This is a genomic window from Pseudomonas sp. G5(2012) (assembly GCF_000408945.1).
GTDB classification, from domain to species: domain Bacteria; phylum Pseudomonadota; class Gammaproteobacteria; order Pseudomonadales; family Pseudomonadaceae; genus Aquipseudomonas; species Aquipseudomonas umsongensis.
In genome coordinates this window covers 1-19,204 of sequence record NZ_APIO01000046.1, presented here as the reverse complement: position 1 = coordinate 19,204, position 19,204 = coordinate 1, and the positions used below count along the sequence as shown (strand labels likewise).

Annotated in this window: 10 protein-coding genes; 3 read left to right on the top strand and 7 right to left on the bottom strand. The window is 61.8% G+C overall.

Annotated elements, in window-relative coordinates; translation table 11 throughout:
* Positions 1-103 precede the first annotated feature (103 nt).
* Positions 104-8,779 (bottom strand): GH36-type glycosyl hydrolase domain-containing protein, encoded by an 8,676-nt coding sequence (locus tag PG5_RS15925; RefSeq protein ID WP_020798138.1) that lies wholly within the window; start codon positions 8,777-8,779, stop codon positions 104-106.
* 394 nt (positions 8,780-9,173) lie between these two features.
* Between PG5_RS15925 and gabP the strand changes: the two genes are divergently transcribed.
* Complete coding sequence (gabP, locus tag PG5_RS15920) at positions 9,174-10,574, top strand: GABA permease (RefSeq protein WP_042955436.1); 1,401 nt, start codon at positions 9,174-9,176, stop codon at positions 10,572-10,574.
* 24 nt (positions 10,575-10,598) lie between these two features.
* On the opposite strand, the gene PG5_RS15915 is transcribed toward gabP, so the two are convergent.
* On the bottom strand, positions 10,599-11,531 hold the full coding sequence (locus PG5_RS15915) for a universal stress protein (RefSeq protein ID WP_020798135.1): 933 nt from the start codon (positions 11,529-11,531) through the stop codon (positions 10,599-10,601).
* Positions 11,532-12,172: 641 nt separating this feature from the next.
* Between PG5_RS15915 and PG5_RS15910 the strand changes: the two genes are divergently transcribed.
* Both PG5_RS15910 and PG5_RS15905 read left to right on the top strand, forming a co-directional pair.
* A complete protein-coding gene (locus tag PG5_RS15910) occupies positions 12,173-12,913 on the top strand; it encodes a Mut7-C RNAse domain-containing protein (protein WP_020798134.1) in 741 nt (246 codons plus the stop codon).
* A gap of 82 nt (positions 12,914-12,995) precedes the next feature.
* Entirely contained in the window at positions 12,996-13,577 is a 582-nt protein-coding gene (locus tag PG5_RS15905; RefSeq protein ID WP_020798133.1) for a hypothetical protein, read from the top strand.
* Positions 13,578-13,604: 27 nt separating this feature from the next.
* On the opposite strand, the gene PG5_RS15900 is transcribed toward PG5_RS15905, so the two are convergent.
* From PG5_RS15900 to hutU, 5 genes are all read right to left on the bottom strand, one after another.
* On the bottom strand, positions 13,605-14,291 hold the full coding sequence (locus PG5_RS15900; RefSeq protein WP_020798132.1) for a TetR/AcrR family transcriptional regulator: 687 nt from the start codon (positions 14,289-14,291) through the stop codon (positions 13,605-13,607).
* A gap of 76 nt (positions 14,292-14,367) precedes the next feature.
* The gene (locus PG5_RS15895; protein WP_020798131.1) at positions 14,368-15,795 is read right to left on the bottom strand and encodes a cytosine permease; all 1,428 of its coding nucleotides are present in this window, start codon (positions 15,793-15,795) and stop codon (positions 14,368-14,370) included.
* 94 nt (positions 15,796-15,889) lie between these two features.
* Positions 15,890-17,032 carry an acyl-CoA dehydrogenase family protein gene (locus PG5_RS15890; RefSeq protein ID WP_020798130.1) on the bottom strand — a complete coding sequence of 381 codons (1,143 nt, stop codon included), beginning with the start codon at positions 17,030-17,032 and terminating at the stop codon, positions 15,890-15,892.
* Positions 17,022-18,188, bottom strand: a complete 1,167-nt coding sequence (locus PG5_RS15885; RefSeq protein WP_020798129.1) for a CaiB/BaiF CoA-transferase family protein — start codon at positions 18,186-18,188, stop codon at positions 17,022-17,024. Before PG5_RS15885 ends, PG5_RS15890 begins: the two co-directional genes overlap by 11 nt.
* A gap of 128 nt (positions 18,189-18,316) precedes the next feature.
* Positions 18,317-19,204: urocanate hydratase (hutU, locus tag PG5_RS15880; protein WP_042955435.1), on the bottom strand; the 888-nt coding region annotated here is incomplete at its 5' end.

Sequence of the window (19,204 nt, the reverse complement as noted above, 5' to 3'; positions counted from 1 at the left end):
CTTCGAGGGAGAATTCCCTGAGGGGGACAGGTTACTCCAAAGCGCGCGCCATCAGGGCCCAGGCGTTGATGCCTGAACCCTGGTGGGTCAAGCGCGCTGTCTCTCAGCGTTCAAGATCGGCTTCGACGGTTCTGTCGTACCCTGGCAATGGCGGCTGATGCGCTTTGACCGGGCAGGTCACCAGCACCTGGTGCTCCCTGCCGTCATTTGACAATTGCAGCGCGTCCTGGCCCAGCAGCTCGCCGTCCAGCATGATCGCAAGCGTGGTGGTCGTGCCGGGTCGCACTTCAATATGGTAAGTCGTCACCCCATGGCGGTAGTGCAGCGTGTAGCCCGTCCAGCCCGGCGCCAGCAGCGGCTCGATATGCAATGAAGTCCCGACCCGCTGCAAGCCGAGCAATGACTCGACGATGAAGCGGTACGTCCAGCCGGCCGAACCGGTGTACCAGGTCCAGCCACCGCGGCCCGCATGGGGCGGGGTGCCGTAGACGTCGGCCGCCATGACGTAGGGCTCGACCTTGTAGGTATCGATCCGCTTGGCGATTTCATGGCCCGCGGGGTTGATCATGTCGAGCAATCGCCAGGCCCTGGTGTTGTCGCCAAGTTCGGCGAAAGCCATGCCGGCCCAGACTGCGGCGTGGGTGTACTGGCCACCATTTTCCCGTACGCCCGGCACATAGCCCTTGATATAGCCGGGCTCCAGCACGCCTGCGTCGAAGGGCGGATCGAGCAGCAGTACCGCGCCTGTGTCGGGGCGTACCAAGTGCTGCTCCAGTGATGCCATGGCCGTGCGGCGCCGCGTTTGCGAGGCTGCCCCCGAGAGTACCGACCAGCTTTGCGAGATCGAGTCGATGCGGCATTCGTCATTGTTGGCCGAGCCCAGAACCTGGCCGTCGTCAAACCAGGCGCGCCGATACCATGAACCGTCCCAGGCATGCTCTTCCAGGCTGGCCTGCAGCAAGGCAGCCTGCTGGGTGCAACGCTGTGCGAAAACAGGGTCGCCATGCAGTTGGGCGGTGATGGCGAACTGTTGCAGCACCTCGAAGCCGAAGAAGCCCAGCCACACGCTTTCCCCACGGCCCAGATGGCCGACCCGGTTCATCCCGTCGTTCCAGTCGCCCGTGCCAATCAAGGGCAGGCCGTGGCTGCCGCGCTGCAGGCTGTGTTCGATGGCGCGTACACAATGCTGGTAAAGGCTTTCTTCGAGGTGCGACTTGCCCGGCAGGTCGTAATACGACTCCTCCCCGGCATTGAGCGGGCGGCCTTCAAGGTAACCCACCGGTTCAGCCAGCACGCTGAGGTCGGCAGTGACGCTGACATAGTGGCTGGTCGCCAGCGCCAGCCACAGATAGTCGTCCGAACAGCCGCTGCGCACGCCCCGATCGAGCGGCGGGTGCCACCAGTGTTGCACGTCGCCTTCGGCATATTGATGGGCTGCACACAGCAACAAATGGCCGCGCACGCTGGCGGGATCGGCATGGATCATCGCCATGCTGTCTTGCAGTTGATCGCGAAAGCCGATGGCCCCGCCGGACTGATAGTAGCCACTGCGGGCCTGGAAGCGGCAGGCGATCACCTGGTACATCAGCCAGCCATTGACCATGACGTTGATGCTCGGGTCGGGGGTCTGGACCTGGATCACGCCCAGCTGCGAACGCCAATGCTCGCGAACCGCCTCGAGTTGCGCGGTTGCCGCTCCCAGGCCGCGGTACTGTTGAACCAGGCGCAGGGCTGACGCCGTGTCCCTGGCTGCACCGAGCCGGAAGACCACGTCCTGGTCGTCACCGTTGTCCAGGTCCAGGGCCACCTGTATCGCCGCGCAAGGGTCGAAGCCGCCACCGGTACGGCCCGACAAGCGTGCCTGTTGCAGTCCGGCGGGTGCCTTGAGGCTGCCGTTGCGGCCGATGAACTCGGTGCGATCGCCGCTGATGCTGGTGTCGGTCGAGTCGGTATCAAGGAACGCCACCCGTTCGCAAAACTCGATCGAATAGGCGTTCCTGGCAAATAAGGCGCCGCTGGTGGGGTCGGCTTCCGTCACCACATGCATCGCCGATTTGCTGCGCAAGTCGCCCAGCACCCACTCGACATAACACGTCGTCGACAGGCGTCGGGCGCGGCCCGAGCGATTGCGAACCTGCAAGTGCGAGAATCTGATCGATGCGTCCAGCGCCACATACACCCACAACTCGGTGTGGATACCGTCTTCATCGTGCTCGAAGACGCTGTAGCCGAAGCCGTGTCGAGTGCGGTACGCGCCAGTGCCGGGACAAGGTTGTGGCGTCACGGACCAGAAATGCCCGGTTTCTTCATCACGCACATAGATCGCCTCGCCGCTGGCGTCGGTGAGCGGATCGTTGTGCCAGGGGCTCAGGCGAAATTCGTGAGCGTTTTCCATCCAGGTGTAAGCGCCACCACTTTCGGAAATGACCGTGCCGAAGTGCGGGTTGGCCAGCACGTTGGCCCATGGCGCTGGCGTCGGCCTGCCAGGCTGCAAGGTCATGACGTATTCGTTGCCATCGGCATTGAAGCCGCCATAGGCATTGCCCAGGAGCAAACCTTCGAGAACGGGCAAGGCAGCGGCCGCCTTTGCCTGGCGCTTGAGGAGAGGGACCAGCGCCGGGTATACCGGGCTGGCATGACGCCGCTGAATCTGTTCGGCAATGCCGCCTTTGTCTTCACTCAGCACCAGGCGCGCCACCGACAGGATCAGCGTGCGATCCTCATTGGACAACTGCTGGGCCGGACGCACGAAAATGCCCCCGGGATGGTCGATCAGCGAGGCTTCGCTGCCGGATGTCACCACGCCCATGATCAGGTCCTGGAGTTGCTGGCGATAGCCGGCCTGGTCTTCGTTCCAGATCACCAGATCCACTATCAGCCCCTTTTGCCGCCAGTAGGCATGGGCCTTGACCAACTGGTGGACGAGCTCGATGTTCTCGACGGTGGCGATCTGCAGCAGGACGATGGGCAGGTCCCCGGAGATCGCCTGGCCCCAGAGGCTCGATTGATTGCGTCGATTGGCCATCAATACGCTGTTTTCTGCGCGTAACGCGGCATTGGCGTAAAGGATTGACGCGGCCATCTGTTCAAACAGGCGGGCGTCTTCCTGGGATGCATTGAGTTGGCGCAGCAACACCTGGCTGTGGGTCCATGCCAGGTCGAAAACACGATCGGCGAGGTGCCGGTCGCGGTATTTATTGATCAGGTACAGACAGCCCTCACGGCTGTCCGCGATGCCGGTCACCAGGTCGATGGTCGCTGTTTGCCCGGGTTCCAGGGTGATACGGCAGCGGATGGCCACGATCGGGTCAAGCACCGAGCCTGCGCTGCCGGACAACGTCTTGACATTGCCATCGAGCGCCGCCGGTGCGGCAACGTTGCGTCCGCGACCAATGAACCGGGCTCGATCGGTCTCGTAGGAAATCGCGTCGATGTCCACGCCATGGGCGGCCAGCAGGTGGCACATCCAAGGCACGGCTTCCTCACTGGAACGCCGCCTGCGAGTACACACGATGGCCTGCAGCGCCGGCACCAGTTCGGTCTGCACGAACAGGTTGCTGAAGGCCGGGTGCATGGCATCACTGATGGCCGGTGCCAGTACCACCTCGGCGTAGGTGGTGATCTCCACGCTGCGCCTTACGCGGGCGCGGTTGGTGATGTGCAGCCTGCGCAGTTCGATATCGTCTTCGGGAGACACGACGATCTCGGTGTGCGTATCGAAGTCGAGCTCGCGCACACGAAACTCCGCCCGGGCATCGCTGAAAATCGCCTCGTGGCTTTCTGGCTGGTGCAGGGTCGGCTGGTGGGCCGAAGACCAGAATGCGCCGCTGCTGACATCGCGCAGGTAGCAGAACATGCCCCAGTTATCGCGGGTCGCATCTTCATGCCAGCGGGTCACGGCGATGTCGTTGCAGCGGCTGTAGCCGCCGCCGGCACTGCTGAGCATGACGTGGTAATTGCCGTTGGAGAGAAGCTGGACGGCGGGGCGCTTGCGTCCGGGATCGGTGAACACGCGCAGCCTGTTTTCCTGCGTTTGTGCGTCTTGCGCAGTGGCCAGCGCCTGGGCTGCATGCAGATAGGGCGCGGCGGTTTTCGGTACGCGTTCCTGCAGCAGCAGGACGGTCGCCTGGAAGGCCGGGATCGATTCGAAACGTCGCTGCATGGGCCGGTCCAGCAGCAGGCTGGTCAAGGCCAGCAGGCTCATGCCTTGATGGTGCGCCATGAACGAGCGTACCAACGCATAGCGTTGGCCGCGTGGCAGGCGCGCCTCGGTATAGTCGACCGCTTCATACAGGCCATAGCGGCCGGCCGCCCCCTGTGCAGCCAGGCGTTGCAGGTTGTGACAGGCCGCTTGCGGCTCGACCATCAGCGCCAGGGCACTGGCATACGGCGCAATCACGGTATCCTCGGCCAACCCGCGCTTGAGGCCAAGGCCTGGAACACCGAATGCCCGATACTGATAATTGAAGTGAGCGTCGAGGGTGTTGTAACCCGACTCGGACACGCCCCAGGGGATGCCCAACTGGTGGCCATGCTCGATCTGCAAGGCGACGGCCGCGCGGCAGGTCTGCTCCAGCAGCGTACCTTCATAGCTGGGCATGATCAGGTTGGGCATCAGGTACTCAAACATCGAGCCGGACCAGGAAAGCAGTACCGGCACGCCTCGATTGTTACTGAGCAAGCGCCCAAGGGTGAACCAGGCCTGTTGCGGCAACTGGCCCTGGGCGATGACCACGAAATTGGTCAGGCGCACCTCTGACGCGAGCAAGTCGTAGTAGCCGTTGTCCAGCCGGCGTTCGTCGGCGTTGTAGCCTATCGAGAAGAGGTCGCGTTGTGCATCGTAGAGGAACGTAAAGTCCATGCTGGCCAGTGACGCGGACAACTCGGCCAGTTGTTCAAGGTGGATGATGCGTGAGCGAGCCAGGCGTTGTACCGCCTGCACTTGCGCCTGATCAGCGGGCGGCCACAGGGTGCAATCGAGCTCGGCCAGTTGCCGCAGGCTGCTGGTTGATGTCGTCGGTGTCGGTTTCGCTGCCTTGGCCTGGGCAGGTGCCGGCGGCAGCGTGAAGCGCAGTCGTTCTGCCCGCAGCTCAGTGCACTGTGCCTGTAATGCCTGGAGCCAGTAGTGGACTTCTTCAGCAGAGGGGGGCGCAGTGTCGATGGCCAAGGCATCCGCCTGATCGAGTACTTGCAGGAAGCTGTCCGGGGTGTCCTGGACAATCGCCGAGTCCACCTTCGCGCGCAGTTCAAGCACGGTGCGGTCGTCGAGGTTCGCGTCTTGTAGCGCCTGTTGCAGCACATCCAGGGTGTCGGCCAGACCGCCAAGGGTGCGCTGATCGAACAGAGGCGTGTCGGCCAACCCCAGCAGCCCCGGTCGCAGGGTCAGCAACAGGCCCACCAGGTTGCCGCTGTCTACGGTAGACACATACCGAGGCGCCAGCGGCTGCAGTGTCTGGGTGTCGTACCAGTTGTAGAAATGCCCATGGTGACGCTCAAGACCGGTCATGCTTTCAAGCATGGCAGTGATGCGTTCAAGCAAGCGCCCGGTACTCAAATAGCCGAAATCGTGGGCCGCCAGGTGAGAGAGCAAGGCCATGCCCATGTTGGTCGGTGAGGTTCGATGGGCAATGGTCGGCTTGGGGATCTCCTGGACGTTGTCCGGCGGTAACCAGTTGTCCTCGGGGCCTACATAGCGATCGAAGAACGCCCAGGTCTGGCGTGACAGCATGCGCAGGAATCGCAGGTCCTGTGCTGACGGATTAAAGCCGACCGGTGTAGTCGGCAGGCTGATCCACCAGGCAATTGCCGGGCTCGCCAACCACACCAGCAGCAGGGGTGCCGCCAGTGCGAGTACGGCGACGGAGGGGAGCAGGGCAGCGAACAGGATCAGCGCCAGCGCCGGGGCAATCCACATGCTTTTATACATGCCCGGCAGAGTATTGCCACTGGAGCGCTCCACTTCACGAGAAGGTTGCCATTGCAGCAGGCGGCGTTTGCTGACCAGCATGCGCCACAGTGAGCGGCCAATCGCATCCAGGCTCAACAATGCATCGGAGGGCAACCAGACAATCGACAGCAGCGCACGCATGAAATGCTGGCCCGAGGTCCGCAATGCCGCACTCAGGTGTTGTCCCAATGGAATATCGGCAGGTTTCTGTACCAGCGCCAGTACCGATTGCAGCAAGGGTTGGAGAAAGACCAGGATGACCACCGCCAATGTCCAGGAGGCGGCTTCGTTGGTTTCCAACCAGCCCCAGGCCAACATGGCCAGGAAGGCGGCTGGTTCCAGGCTGCGGCGCAGGTTGTCAATGATCTTCCAGCGAGCAAGGTTGCTCAGGCGGTTGGGTGCGAAGCCTCCCTGGGGTTTCGGTGCCCACGGCAAGGCCCAGTACAGCACTTGCCAGTCTCCGCGAATCCAGCGATGGCGGCGTTTGGCATCGGCGCTGTAGCGCGACGGGTACTCCTCATACAGCTGAACATCGCTGAGCAGCCCGCAGCGGGCGTAGCAGCCTTCGATCAAGTCATGGCTGAGGATGCGGTTGTCGGGCAGGCAGCCTTCGAGTGCCTGTTCGAAGGCGTCGACGGCATAGATGCCCTTGCCGATGAAGGAACCGTTGCGGAACAGGTCTTGATAAACATCAGAGACGGCACGGGTATAGGGGTCGATACCCGCATCGCTGCCAAACAGGCGGGCATAGGTGGAACGTGCCGTGCTCGGCAGGCTGATTCCCACGCGGGGTTGGAGGATGGCGTAGCCACTGACGATCTTGCCGCTTTGTTCATCGAAAACCGGATGGTTCAACGGGTGCATCATGGTACCGATGCACTGACGCGCGACATCCCGGGGCAGCAAGGTATCGGTGTCCAGGGTGATGACGAAGCGCACCGCACTCAGCGGAGCGATATCCCCGACGATCAACGCAAAACGCTCCTGCCCTTTGCCCCGCAGCAAGGCGTTGAGCTCGGCGAGCTTGCCGCGCTTGCGTTCATGCCCCATCCATACCCGCTCGGTGGCGCACCACTGCCTGGGCCGGTGCAGCAGGAAAAACCGGTCGACCTGGCCATCGGCATATTTGTGGTTGAGCGCCTCGATCAGTTGGCGCGCCAGTTCAAGCAGCTCGGCGTCCTCGGGCATCACTTGGGCAGGGGCGTCCATGAAGTCACTGAGCAGGGCGAAATGCAGATTGGCATCGCGATTGGCCAGAAACCGCACTTCGAGGCCTTCCGCGAGGGCCTCGATGTCGCCAGCGTTGGCAAACAGCGTCGGCACTACGACCAGCGTTCGCGCCTCGGCCGGTATGCCCTTGCTGTAGTCCAGGCGCGGCAGTAGCGACGGGGCTACCGTGAGGGTCACCAGCCAGTTGACCAACCCGATCGCCAGACGGCTGGTCATCAACAGCGCGGGCACGGCGAGCAGCACCAGGCACCAGATGGGCGTGCCGCTGTAGTAAGCGCTGCTGAGAAATGGCCAGGCCAGCAACAGTGTCAGCAGCAGTGCAGGGCCCAGGTAGAACTTCAGCGGGGCGCTCTGCAACAGCCGCTTCCAGCGCTCGAGCAGCGACACGCTGGCGTGCAGCGCCTGCTCAAGGTGGGGCAACCCTTCAGCCACCAGGTAATAACCCACATGCCCGGTCACGCGGCCCGTGGACTGTGGGGTCGCGGCCAGTTCGATGGCCGCTTCTGCCACCATGGTTTCTGACTGCACGCAATGCCGGGCGAGGCGTTCGACCACATGGCGGTAACGATCGCGGGTGGCGAAGTCCATGTTCGCGTAGACGCCTGCCGGGTCCGTGCACAATACCTGTTCGACATGACTGAGCAGCTCGACGAACTCGCGCCAATCGGTCGCTGCCAGCAAGCGCAGGCTGGCGATGCTGTTGCTGATGGACACCTGGTCACCGGATTGCTGCTGGGCATCCATCTGCACCAGGCGTTCGACGGTGAAGCCGGACTCGCTCAGCGTTTGTTCAATCCATGCCATGGGCAATATCAGCGCGGCGCTTTGCCCTTGCAGGCGGCGGGCCAGTTCCGCAACGAATGAGGGGGTCATCGGCGGTGCCGAGCGCGCCATGTCGGCAACGGTCAACACCACGCTCTTGGCGTCGCGCTCGGCAATCTCGATCAACCGATCGGCCCAGTCATCGGCGAGGTTGCGGTCTTCCCGGTTGGCCATGACCCGGGATGCCACGCGCCGCAAGTTCTCGATCAGCGCCAGTCGTAGCATGATCGGGATTGCCCAGAGCTCGCCCAGGGCCAACGGCGTGATGGTCTGATAAGAGGCGATGAAACAATTGAGGCTTTGCGCGTCGACCCGGCCATCGCCATGAGCAATGGTCTCCAGGGCGATGTCGTAGACCCGCGGCAGGCCGGTCGAAGGGCCTTCGGCCAGGCGGGGCAGCTCGCGGCTATAGCCGTCGGGCAGGTGGGTCCTGGCGGTACGGATGTTTTCTTCGATCAGGTAGAAGTTGTCCAGCAGCCATTCCGCCGCAGGGGTGGCGCGTCGGCTGGAAAGTTGTACGGTCTTGAGCGCCGCGCAGCTGCGTTCGAGCAGCAGCTGGTTGTCAGTCAGGCGGCCCAGCAAGGCGTCCTTTCTTGAAAGACGCCCAAGCACATGTTGGCGGGCCAGTACGATACCGTGATCTGCCATCTGCTGCGCATTGAACAGGTCGGAACGCAGGATGGGCTCGTACTCGAACTTGTGTCGCGCGGCACTCCACCTGAGCCAGATGGTCGGTGAGCGCCACAGGCTGGACAGCGTGCGAGTCAGGATATTTTGCATGAAATCCTTCGTACGACCCGCGCAGCGCAGATCGCATATGGAATGAAGGCGGTTCTACGCCAGGCCAGGTGTGCGGGCGTTGCGCCGCCGGGCGCAGCATTCCAGTGATGAGTGTGGGGTGTTCAGCGGCGCGAAGTCTGTTCGGTAGCGAACATAGGCAGTGTTGGAGGCAGGCAGCGGTAGGGTCGGCGCAAGAGAAAATCGGCAGGCCAGGTATCTGCGACGGCGATGACTGTGGCCGAAGACAAGGGACCAGCCGTTGATGACTGATCAGTTCTGTTTGCGACCGAACACGGGTCCCGTGTCGAGATCAGGTACGGAGGTGGCGTGATCAGGTAATTGATTTGGCGGAAAAGCCGGGTAAGGTGGCGCATCTTTTGCCGCGGTGCCCACAATGACAAGCCCCAGTTTCAAGGATTCGAACGGCCAATTGGCGCAGGGCTTCAAGCCTCGTCACGTCACCATGCTTTCCATCGCCGGCATCATTGGTGCCGGCCTGTTCGTCGGGTCGGGGCATGCCATTGCCGCCGCTGGCCCGGCCGTCTTGCTGGCCTATCTGTTCTCCGGCCTGCTGGTCGTGCTGGTCATGCGCATGCTCGGGGAAATGGCGGTGGCCAATCCCGATACCGGATCGTTCTCTACCTATGCCGACCAGGCCATCGGGCGCTGGGCCGGGTTTACCATCGGTTGGCTTTATTGGTGGTTCTGGGTCCTGGTGATTCCCATCGAAGCCCTGGCGGCCGGCCATGTGCTGCACCAGTGGTTTCCCCAGGTCGATGCCTGGCTGTTCGCCCTGGGTTCGATCATCGCCCTGGTGGTGACCAATCTGTTCAGTGTGTCCAAGTACGGGGAGTTCGAATTCTGGTTCGCCATGGCCAAGGTCGTGGCGATCATCGGTTTCATCGGTGTGGGTTTTGCCGTGCTGATGGGCTGGGTTCCCGATCGCCAGGTCAGCGGCTTGAGCGGCCTGATGGCCCAGCACGGCGGCTTTGCCCCCAACGGCTTGTCCGCGGTGGTCGGCGCTTTCATCACCATCATGTTCAGCTTCATCGGTACGGAGGCGGTCACCATCGCCGCTGCCGAATCGAATAACCCCGCGCAAAACATTGCCAAGGCCACTCGCTCGGTGATCTGGCGGATCGGGGTGTTCTACCTGTTGTCGATTTTCGTGGTGATCTCCGTGGTGCCCTGGAATGATCCGCTGTTGGCTTCCGTGGGTTCCTACCAGCGCGCGCTTGAGCTGATGAACATTCCCCACGCCAAGTTCATGGTGGACGTGGTGGTACTGATCGCCGTGGCCAGTTGCATGAACTCCTCGATCTACATTGCCTCGCGCATGCTGTACTCGCTGGGCCGTCGTGGTGACGCACCGAAGGCGCTCAAGGCGACCTCCTCCGAAGGCGTGCCGCGTGCCGCCGTCATCGCCAGCACGGTGCTGGGCGCCGCGATCACTATCTGGAGCTACTTCATGCCCGCCGGCCTGTTCGAGTTTCTGCTCGCCAGTTCCGGCGCCATCGCCTTGCTGGTGTACCTGGCCATTGCCGTGTCGCAGTTGCGCATGCGGCGGATGTTGCGTCGGCAGAAGGTCGAACTGGCCTTTCGCATGTGGTTGTTCCCATGGCTGACCTGGTTGGTCATCCTGTTCATCTGTGCGGCGCTGGCGGTGATGATGATCACGCCCGAGCACCGCACCGAAGTGAGCGCGACCATCGGCCTGGCGTTGGCGATTTCCTTCATCGGCCTGGTGACATCCCGTGAACCGGCGCGGGCTGCAAGGGCGACGTCGGTGGGATAGCTGGCTAGACTGCTTGTCGGGCTCTTAAGTATGTGGCCGATGGTTATGGTGGTGATACGGCCAGGAGGATGTCGTAGTGTCTGCCGATGTACCGTGTGATGGGGCGGCCAGTTCCTCCAGGTGGGTAATGATGTCGTCCGGTTTGAGCACCAGTACGTCGCTGTCCAGGGTGTCCAGGATCATCTCGGCGGTGTTGCCGATCAATGCGCCAGACAGTCCGGTGCGGGCCACACTACCGATCACTGTGAGCACCGCTTCGAGCTTGTGCGCGATGTACGGGATCAGAACCTCGGCAGGACCTTCCTCGATATGCAGGCGTTCGTCGCTGACGTCGAATTCGGCCTGGAATGTCTTGCACAGTTCGCGATAGAGCGCCTGAATACTTTCCTTGAGCTGGAATACGGAGTCGGCCGCCGACAGCATGGGGTAGGGGTGGGCACTCAACATGTGCAGCGTGCCCCCGGCCAGTGTGGCGATGTCATAGCCGTGGCTGACGATGCCGGAATGCAGGACGCGATGTTCCATGTCACTGCTGCCAGCATCGATGGCCGCGAGAATGGCGCCACCGGTCCAGGGCCTTGTGGTTTTTACGATAAGCACCGGGCTGGGGCAGTATCGCAGCAGCTTCCAGTCCTCGGGGGTAAGCAGGGCCTTTATCAGCGGGTTGTCGGGCAGGTGCTGCTTGATCACCAGGCCGCAGCCTTGCGCTTGCTGGGCGGCGATGATGGTCTTGTACGGACTCCCTTGCCAGGCCTGCTGGGTACTTACACTGTAACCCTCCTTTACCAGGGCGCCTTGCATGTCGTTCATGTAGGAGGAATGTTGATTGCCTTTGTCGCAAGCCAGCAGGTGCAGGTGCGACTGGGTAGCGCTGGCAATCATTTTGGCCCGGTTCAGGATCAGGTCGCTGGACTGCTGCCAATCCACCACCACCAAGGTGTTGCGAATGGTGTGCATGAGAGTCTTCCTGTGCGTGAGTACAGTTTTTTATTGGGGCGGCGGCAAGGGCGTTCTTGGCCTTACCCGCCCGTCAACCGGAAGCTCACTTACCGACTTCATGCACGCGACAGCTAATTGCGAATCCTGCCAGCCAGATTGTTGACGCTAGATCGCGCTGGCATTACTTACTGGAACGGCTGCTGATCGCTCATGCAACTGCGTAAGTTGACTCCATATCACTGGCGCTGTTCTTCCATGGCATCTATATTAAGTTGTAACGCGGCCGATACACTGCGTGTTGAATGACCTGCGTTAGTTCCTGGTGGTTGCGTTGCCGGCAATGAAGCGCGTGAGCATCTGCCACGTTCAATGCCATGCCTGCCTGCGCCTTTCCGTCCGCACCAATGTAACGCGCAGAGGAATACCTCCAAACTTGGTGAAGTAAATCGAGTTGCCTTATTGCGTTTTCTTGCCCGCTCAACTCGATTGCTAAGTATGCGGGATATATTGTTTAAAGTTCAGTTAGCCCGTCGCTTGAGTTAGTTGATTTTCACCTAAAGATCCTCCGGGCAAACCCTATTCGATCTGATGAAAACGCGCCGTATTGCAAATGTTCGCACTGGACTCGCTCACCCTGCAGTCCTGCCATACTGTTGAGCATGACCAGCGCAACCTTCCGCTTCTACGAGGAGCTCAACGATTTCCTGCCGGCCGAGCGGCGGCGGCAGTCATTCACCTGCGAGTGCGCGCGAGGGGCGACGGTCAAGCACATGATCGAGGCGCTCGGGATACCGCACACGGAGGTCGAGTTGGTGCTGCTCAACGGTGAGTCGGTGGGCCTGGATCGGGTGATCATCGATGGTGACCGGCTGGCGGTGTATCCCAAGTTCGAAGCGCTGGACATCAGCCCGCTGCTGAAGGTGCGTGCGCAGCCTTTACGGGTGTTGCGCTTCGTCGCTGATGCGCACCTGGGTGGGCTGGCCAGCCTGTTGCGCATGAGCGGCTTCGACACGCTCTACGACAATGGCTTCGAGGATGGCGAGATCGCCGAGATCGCGGCAACCCAAGGGCGCATCGTGCTGACCCGCGACCGCGAGCTGCTCAAGCGGCGCATCATCAGCCACGGCTGCTACGTGCATGCCCTTAAACCATCGCTGCAGCTGCGTGAAATATACGAGCGCCTGGACCTGGCGCGTAGCGCGCGGCCATTCAGCCTGTGCCTTCATTGCAACCTGCCGCTGCACGAGATCAGCGCGGAACTCGCCCGTTTGCAGGTGCCGCCACGGGTTGGCGCCCTCTATTCGCACTTCCTGCGCTGCGACGGTTGCCAACGAATTTACTGGGAGGGTTCGCACTGGCGCGGCATGTGCGCACTGCTGGCACCTTTGCTGGATCGGTAGCTGATCTTTGCAGGTCTCCTGCAAGGAGCACTTTTCCACTGCTATGCTGATGACATCTGTTTCCATACTCGAGACGAGTAGCATGGCAGCACAAGGCAAGCGCTCCCCGTTCATGTTCAAGGCCATGGCCTATCCGGCTGGAATTTTGCTTGTCGCTGGGGCTGCCATGACGCTGCTCGACACTTACTTCGACCTGACGTTGCTGGCTGTGGCCACGGGCTGGCTGCTATTTTTCCGGGATTGGCTATTGCTGGAAACGCCAATGCCGAATTGGTCGCTGCTGATGATTATCGCGATTTTAATCGCCATGCTGTCTGTAGCGATTTTCTACGCCCGCATCACCGAAGGAACGGACGGCGAGTTACACGAGATAGAGCGAAAAATTTACAAAAAGAACAACCCTCAGTTCCCACGGCTGACGGAAAACCAGACGCTGTTGATGGAAGCTTTGGCCTATCATGCGAACTTCAGGAAAGTTGCAAATCTGGACTCGATTTGCAAGCTGGTCTCCCTCAGCACGTTAGAAGTTGAAACCGGTCTGAAGCAACTCCAGGCCAAACGTCTTGTGAAGCAAAAAGTCACAAGGGGGACGTTCGGCTCCACCATTTTTGAACTGACCCTGGCCGGCAAGGATTACGCGTTAGAGCGCTTTGAGCTGACGTAGTCCGGCGGCCCCGCTGCAAGCCTCGAATCATGGCTTGAGGTTCAAGTGCGCATGTGCGCTTTTCGGATCGACAAACCAGTGCTGCGCATTGTGATCACTTGAAGTCAGGTCGGCACTCAGGCCGTCTCTTGCGATAATGCGCAGGACGCAAACCGTGAGTAGTTCCGTCAGCTGCCGTTCAGCAATCTCCAATTCGTTCCAGTGCAACTGGCCATAGAGCATACCCATCACTGCATGGGTGATCAGGCAGGTCTCGGCATGGGGTTTGTCTTTGCGTGCGTGTTCATCGGCGATGATGTCGCTCAACATCGCACGGTGCGCGTGCTTCAACTTGTCGACGTGATGTTTGTGGGCCTCGTCGAGGTTCACGAACTCGCGGGTCACCAGGATCAATCGGTGCTTTTCGGTCAAGGCAAAGCCTACGAAGGCCTGGACAAAGCGACGTACCCGTTCGGCGCGGGTTTTGGCGCCTTTCATGCGACGCCTGGTGATGATCAGCAAGTCGGACAAAGCGGATTCGATGAGCTCGAACAACAGGCACTGTTTATTTTCGATGTGGTGGTAAAGCGACCCGGCCTGCAACCCGACGTGACTTGCCAGGTCACGCAAGCCAATGGCCTGGAAGCCACGTGTTGCGAATAGCTCGACTGCAGCGCGAACCAGCCGGTCGCGAGCGCTGAGTGGCGAATGGGTGGAGGCGTCGATTGCAAGCATGGTGGTTTCATCAGGGAAAAAGTGATTGTTCAGGGTTACGGACAGGGCGGCCCTGGCGCGCCGCCCTGCAGCCGGATCAGAGCGGATTGGACTCTTGCGGAAGAATCAGCCGCGAAGGCACGCGCTGGTGCGAACCCCGTGCCACCCAGTAGTAGATGAAGGCGGGCACTATCAGGCCGATCAGCCATGAGATATCGGTGCCACCGAGGGTTTCTACCAGCGGGCCGGTGTAGAAGCTGGTGGCAATGAATGGCATCTGGATCACCACGCCGAGGGTGTACACCGCGATGCCGGGCAGGTTCCAGCGTCCGTAGCGGCCATCAGGATCCGACAGGGCCGGAATGTCGTAGCGCTCTTTGGTCACCAGGTAGAAGTCCACCAGGTTGATCGCGCTCCAGGGGGTGAAAAACGCCAGCAGGAACAGGATGAAGGCGGAGAAGTCATGCAGGAACGAGTGGCGGCCCATCAAGGCCAGTGCTGTCGCCGCGCCGACCATGACCAGGATGTAGAGCAGGCGCGACACCCTGGAAATTTCCTGATTGCCGCGAAAACCGCTGACGATGGTTGCCAGTGACATGAAGCTGCCATAGGCGTTGAGGGTCGTGATGGTGACCTTGCCGAACACGATGCTGAAAAACAGCAGCGACGCCACAAAGCCACTTGCACCCAGGCCAACGATGTAGGACACCTCGTGCCCGGCGAACTGATCCCCCGCCAGCGCGGCGACGAACACACCGAAGATCATGGAGATCTGGGTGCCGATGACCGATCCCAGCCCAACGGCGAGAAAGGTTTTCAGGGCCGATGTGCTTCTCGGCAGATAGCGCGAATAGTCGGCGACGTAGGGGCCGAAAGCGATCTGCCAGGAGGCCGACAGCGAGATCGCCAGCAGAAAACTGCTCAGGGAAAAGTGCCGGTTGGCCAGCAGTTCGCCGATGTCGTGGGCGGACAGCAAGCGGTAGAACAGGTAGAAAAACGACACCACGCCAATCAGGCTCGACAGCCGTCCGATCCAGTGGATGGTGCGATAGCCCAGCACGGTCAGCACGACGATCATCGCCGCGAAAATGAGAATGCCGGTGCCATCACTGACGTTTAGCAACTGGCTGATAGCCTGGCCGGCGAGCACCGAGCCGCTGGCGGAGAATCCCACGTACATCAGGCAGGCCAGAACGATGGGGATGACGGCGCCGTAGACACCGAACTGCACACGGCTGGAGATCATTTGCGGCAGGCCCAGCTGCGGGCCCTGGGCTGCGTGCAAGGCCATGATCGCGCCGCCCAGCAGTTGACCGATCAGCAGGCCGATCAGCGACCAGAACACATCGCCGCCCAGCACCACGGCCAAGGCTCCGGTGACGATGGCGGTGACTTGCAGGTTGGCGCCGAACCAAAGGGTGAACTGACTGAGCAGCCGTCCATGGCGCTCGGATTCGGGAATGTAATCGATGGATCGCCGTTCTATATACGACTTGCGCTGCGCACTTTCTTTGGAGGCGGACATGGCGGTTCCTCTCGGGTGTCGTGGAATACGACAGCCTTCTCAGGTGGGGACATTCGGGATGAGGCCTGCAAGTCAGGCCCCGGTTTTTGCCTGGTTAGCGCTGGGCGTCGAGTACGCTTCGCGAAATGATGATTTTCTGCACTTCCGAGGTGCCCTCGAAAATCCGCAGGATCCGTGCGTCGCGCACATAGCGCTCCAGCGGCAGGTCGCGGATGTAGCCGTAGCCGCCGTGCAGTTGCAGTGCGGCATCGGTAATGAAGCCGGCGCATTCGGCGGCGAACAACTTGGCAGTGGCCGATTCCAGGCTGAAGCGTTCGCCGCTGTCACGGCGCGCGGCGGCTTTCCAGGTGAGCATGCGAGCCGCTTCCAGCTGCGCGTACATGTCAGCGATGCGCCATTGGGTGCCTTGATAGGCCGCCAGCGGCTTGGGCCCGATCTGCCGTTCGCGCACCCAGGCAAGGCTTGCCTGCAACGCCGCATTGGCAACCCCCAGGGACATGGCGGCGACTTCGACGCGGCCGCGATCGAGTACGGCCATGGCGGTGTTGAAACCGGCGCCTTCGCTGCCCAGCAGTGCCGATGCCGGCAGCCAGCAATCCAGGGCCAGTTCATAGATGGTGCTGCCGCGCAGGCCCATGGTTTTTTCCGGGCTGGAGAAGCTGATGCCCGCAGTGCCCTGGGGAATCATGAAGGCGCTGATGCCCTTGTGCCCGGCGTCGGCGTCGGTCTTGGCGTAGAGCACGATGAAACCGGCTTCACGGGCGTTGGTGATGTAGTGCTTGCTGCCACGGATTCTCCAGCCGCCGTTTTCAGCCTGCGCCCGGCAGCGCATGTCGGCCGGGTTGGAGCCCGCGGCCGGTTCGGTCAGGGCAAATGCCCCGAGCAACTCGCCGCTGGCAGCGCGGGGCAGCCATTCCTGCTTTTGCGCTTCGGTGCCGCCGATCAGGATCGAGTCGGTCGCCAGGAAGTGCGCGGTCAGGGCCGACGCGGTTGAGGCACAGGCGCCGGCGACGGCTTCGACCACGCGACTCATCGCCAGACTGCCGATGCCCAGGCCACCATATTCTTCGGGCAGGTTGATGCCCATGCCACCCAGTTCAGCCAGGGCTTGCAAGCTCTCGGCACAGAACGTCTCGGTTTCGTCGTAATGCTGGGCGCGCGGCTGGATCACCTCGCGGGCCAGTTTTTCAGCGGTTTCGATAACGGCCAGTTCGACCTGGTCCAGTTCAAAGTTCATGGGAAATCTCCTGTTTTTTCAGTCCGAATGCCTCGTTGTCAGCGCCCAGGCGAGGGGCGAGGGTGAAGGCGTGGGGTTTATGGCCATTGAAGAAAACCGGTTGCGGCACCAGCGGCTGCTCGCAGCCCGCGGGGCGAACCAGCAATTGACGAACCTGTGCCTGTTCGCTGTCGGCCGCCTGGGCGAGGTTCCACACCGGGGAGGACGGTACGCCGGCATCGAGGAGCGTGTCGCAGGCCTGGTCGACGCTCAGTTGGCCGGTCCAGTGTTCGATTTCGGCGCGCAAGGCCGGCTCGTTTTGCGTGCGTTGCGGGTCATCGACGAAGCGTGGGTCGCTGGCCAGTTCTGGCTTGCCCATGCATTCGCACAGGCGCTGGAACAGTTTGTTGCTGGCGACCGCAATAACCACCTGGCCATCCGCCGCGCGATAGGTATCGAAGGGGGTCGACACCGGATGGCGGTTGCCGACCAGGCCCGGCGCGACGCCATTGGCAAAGAGATTGGACAGGCCGGTCATTTGCAGGCTGAACAGCACATCGAACATGGCGACGTCGATGTATTGCGGGCCCGGCGCGTGCCGCTCGCGGGCGAACAACGCCGAGCTGATGGCCCAGGCGGCGTAGACCCCGGCACACAAGTCCCCGATGGCCTCGCCGCTGCGGGTCGGTCCTGTGCTGGCAAAACCGGTGACGCTCATCAGCCCGGACATCGCCTGCGCGACGATGTCATAGGCCGGGTTGGTTGACAGCGGACCATGCTGGCCGAAGCCGGAGATGCTCGCGTAGATCAGCCTGGGGTTGTATTGCTTGAGGGTATCGAAATCGATGCCCAGGCGACGGGTGACGCCGGGGCGGAAGTTTTCCACGACGACGTCGGCGTCGCGCACCAGTTCATACAGGCGGGCCAGGTCTTCGGTGGACTTGAAATCCATCTCGACACTGCGCTTGCCGCGATTGATCAGGCCAAAGTAAACACTCTCGCCGTCCTTGAAGGGGCCCAGGTGACGGCTGTCATCTCCGTGTCCCGGCACTTCGAACTTGATCACGTCGGCGCCAAGGTCCGCCAGCATCGCGGTGCAATGCGGGCCGGCCAGGACGCGGCTCAAGTCCAGCACGCGAACGCCTTGCAGTTGTTGGGTAAACGGGCTGCTGCTCATGGCAGTTTCCTCGTATGGGGGGATTTCTGTAGGAGCCGGCTTGCTGGCGATGCAGGCACCCCGGTGGGGCAGGCGAACCGCCATCGTCGGAGCGCCGCCCGCAGCAAGCCGGTTCCTACAGGGGTGCGTTATTTACCGGTAATCATCGGCAGGTTCAGCCCCTGCTCCTTCGCGCAGTCGATCGCGATCTGATAGCCCGCATCGGCGTGACGCATGACGCCGGTCGCCGGGTCGTTGTGCAGCACGCGTGCGATACGCTCGGCCGCTTCATCGGTACCGTCGCAGACAATCACCATGCCCGAGTGCTGGGAGAAGCCCATGCCGACGCCGCCGCCGTGGTGCAGGGACACCCAGGTCGCGCCGCTTGCGGTGTTGAGCAGGGCGTTGAGCAGTGGCCAGTCGGACACGGCATCGGAACCGTCCTGCATCGATTCGGTTTCGCGGTTCGGGCTGGCGACCGAACCGGAATCCAGGTGGTCGCGACCGATCACGATGGGCGCCGACAGCTCACCGCTGCGCACCATTTCGTTGAACGCCAGGCCCAGCTTGGCGCGCAGGCCCAAGCCAACCCAGCAGATACGTGCCGGCAGGCCCTGGAAGCTGATGCGCTCGCGCGCCATGTCCAGCCAGTTGTGCAGGTGGGCGTCGTCCGGGATCAGCTCTTTTACCTTGGCGTCGGTCTTGTAGATGTCTTCAGCGTTGCCCGACAGTGCAGCCCAACGGAACGGGCCGATGCCACGGCAGAACAGTGGACGGATGTAGGCCGGTACGAAGCCTGGGAAATCGAATGCGTTTTCCACGCCTTCTTCCTGGGCCATCTGACGGATGTTGTTGCCGTAGTCGAAGGTCGGGATGCCTTGCTTTTGAAAATCCAGCATGGCCTGGACATGCACGGCCATCGATTGTTTGGCGGCCTTGACCACCATGGCCGGATCGGTAATGGCGCGGTCGCGGTACTGTTCCCAGGTCCAGCCAGCCGGCAGGTAGCCGTTCAGTGGGTCGTGGGCGCTGGTCTG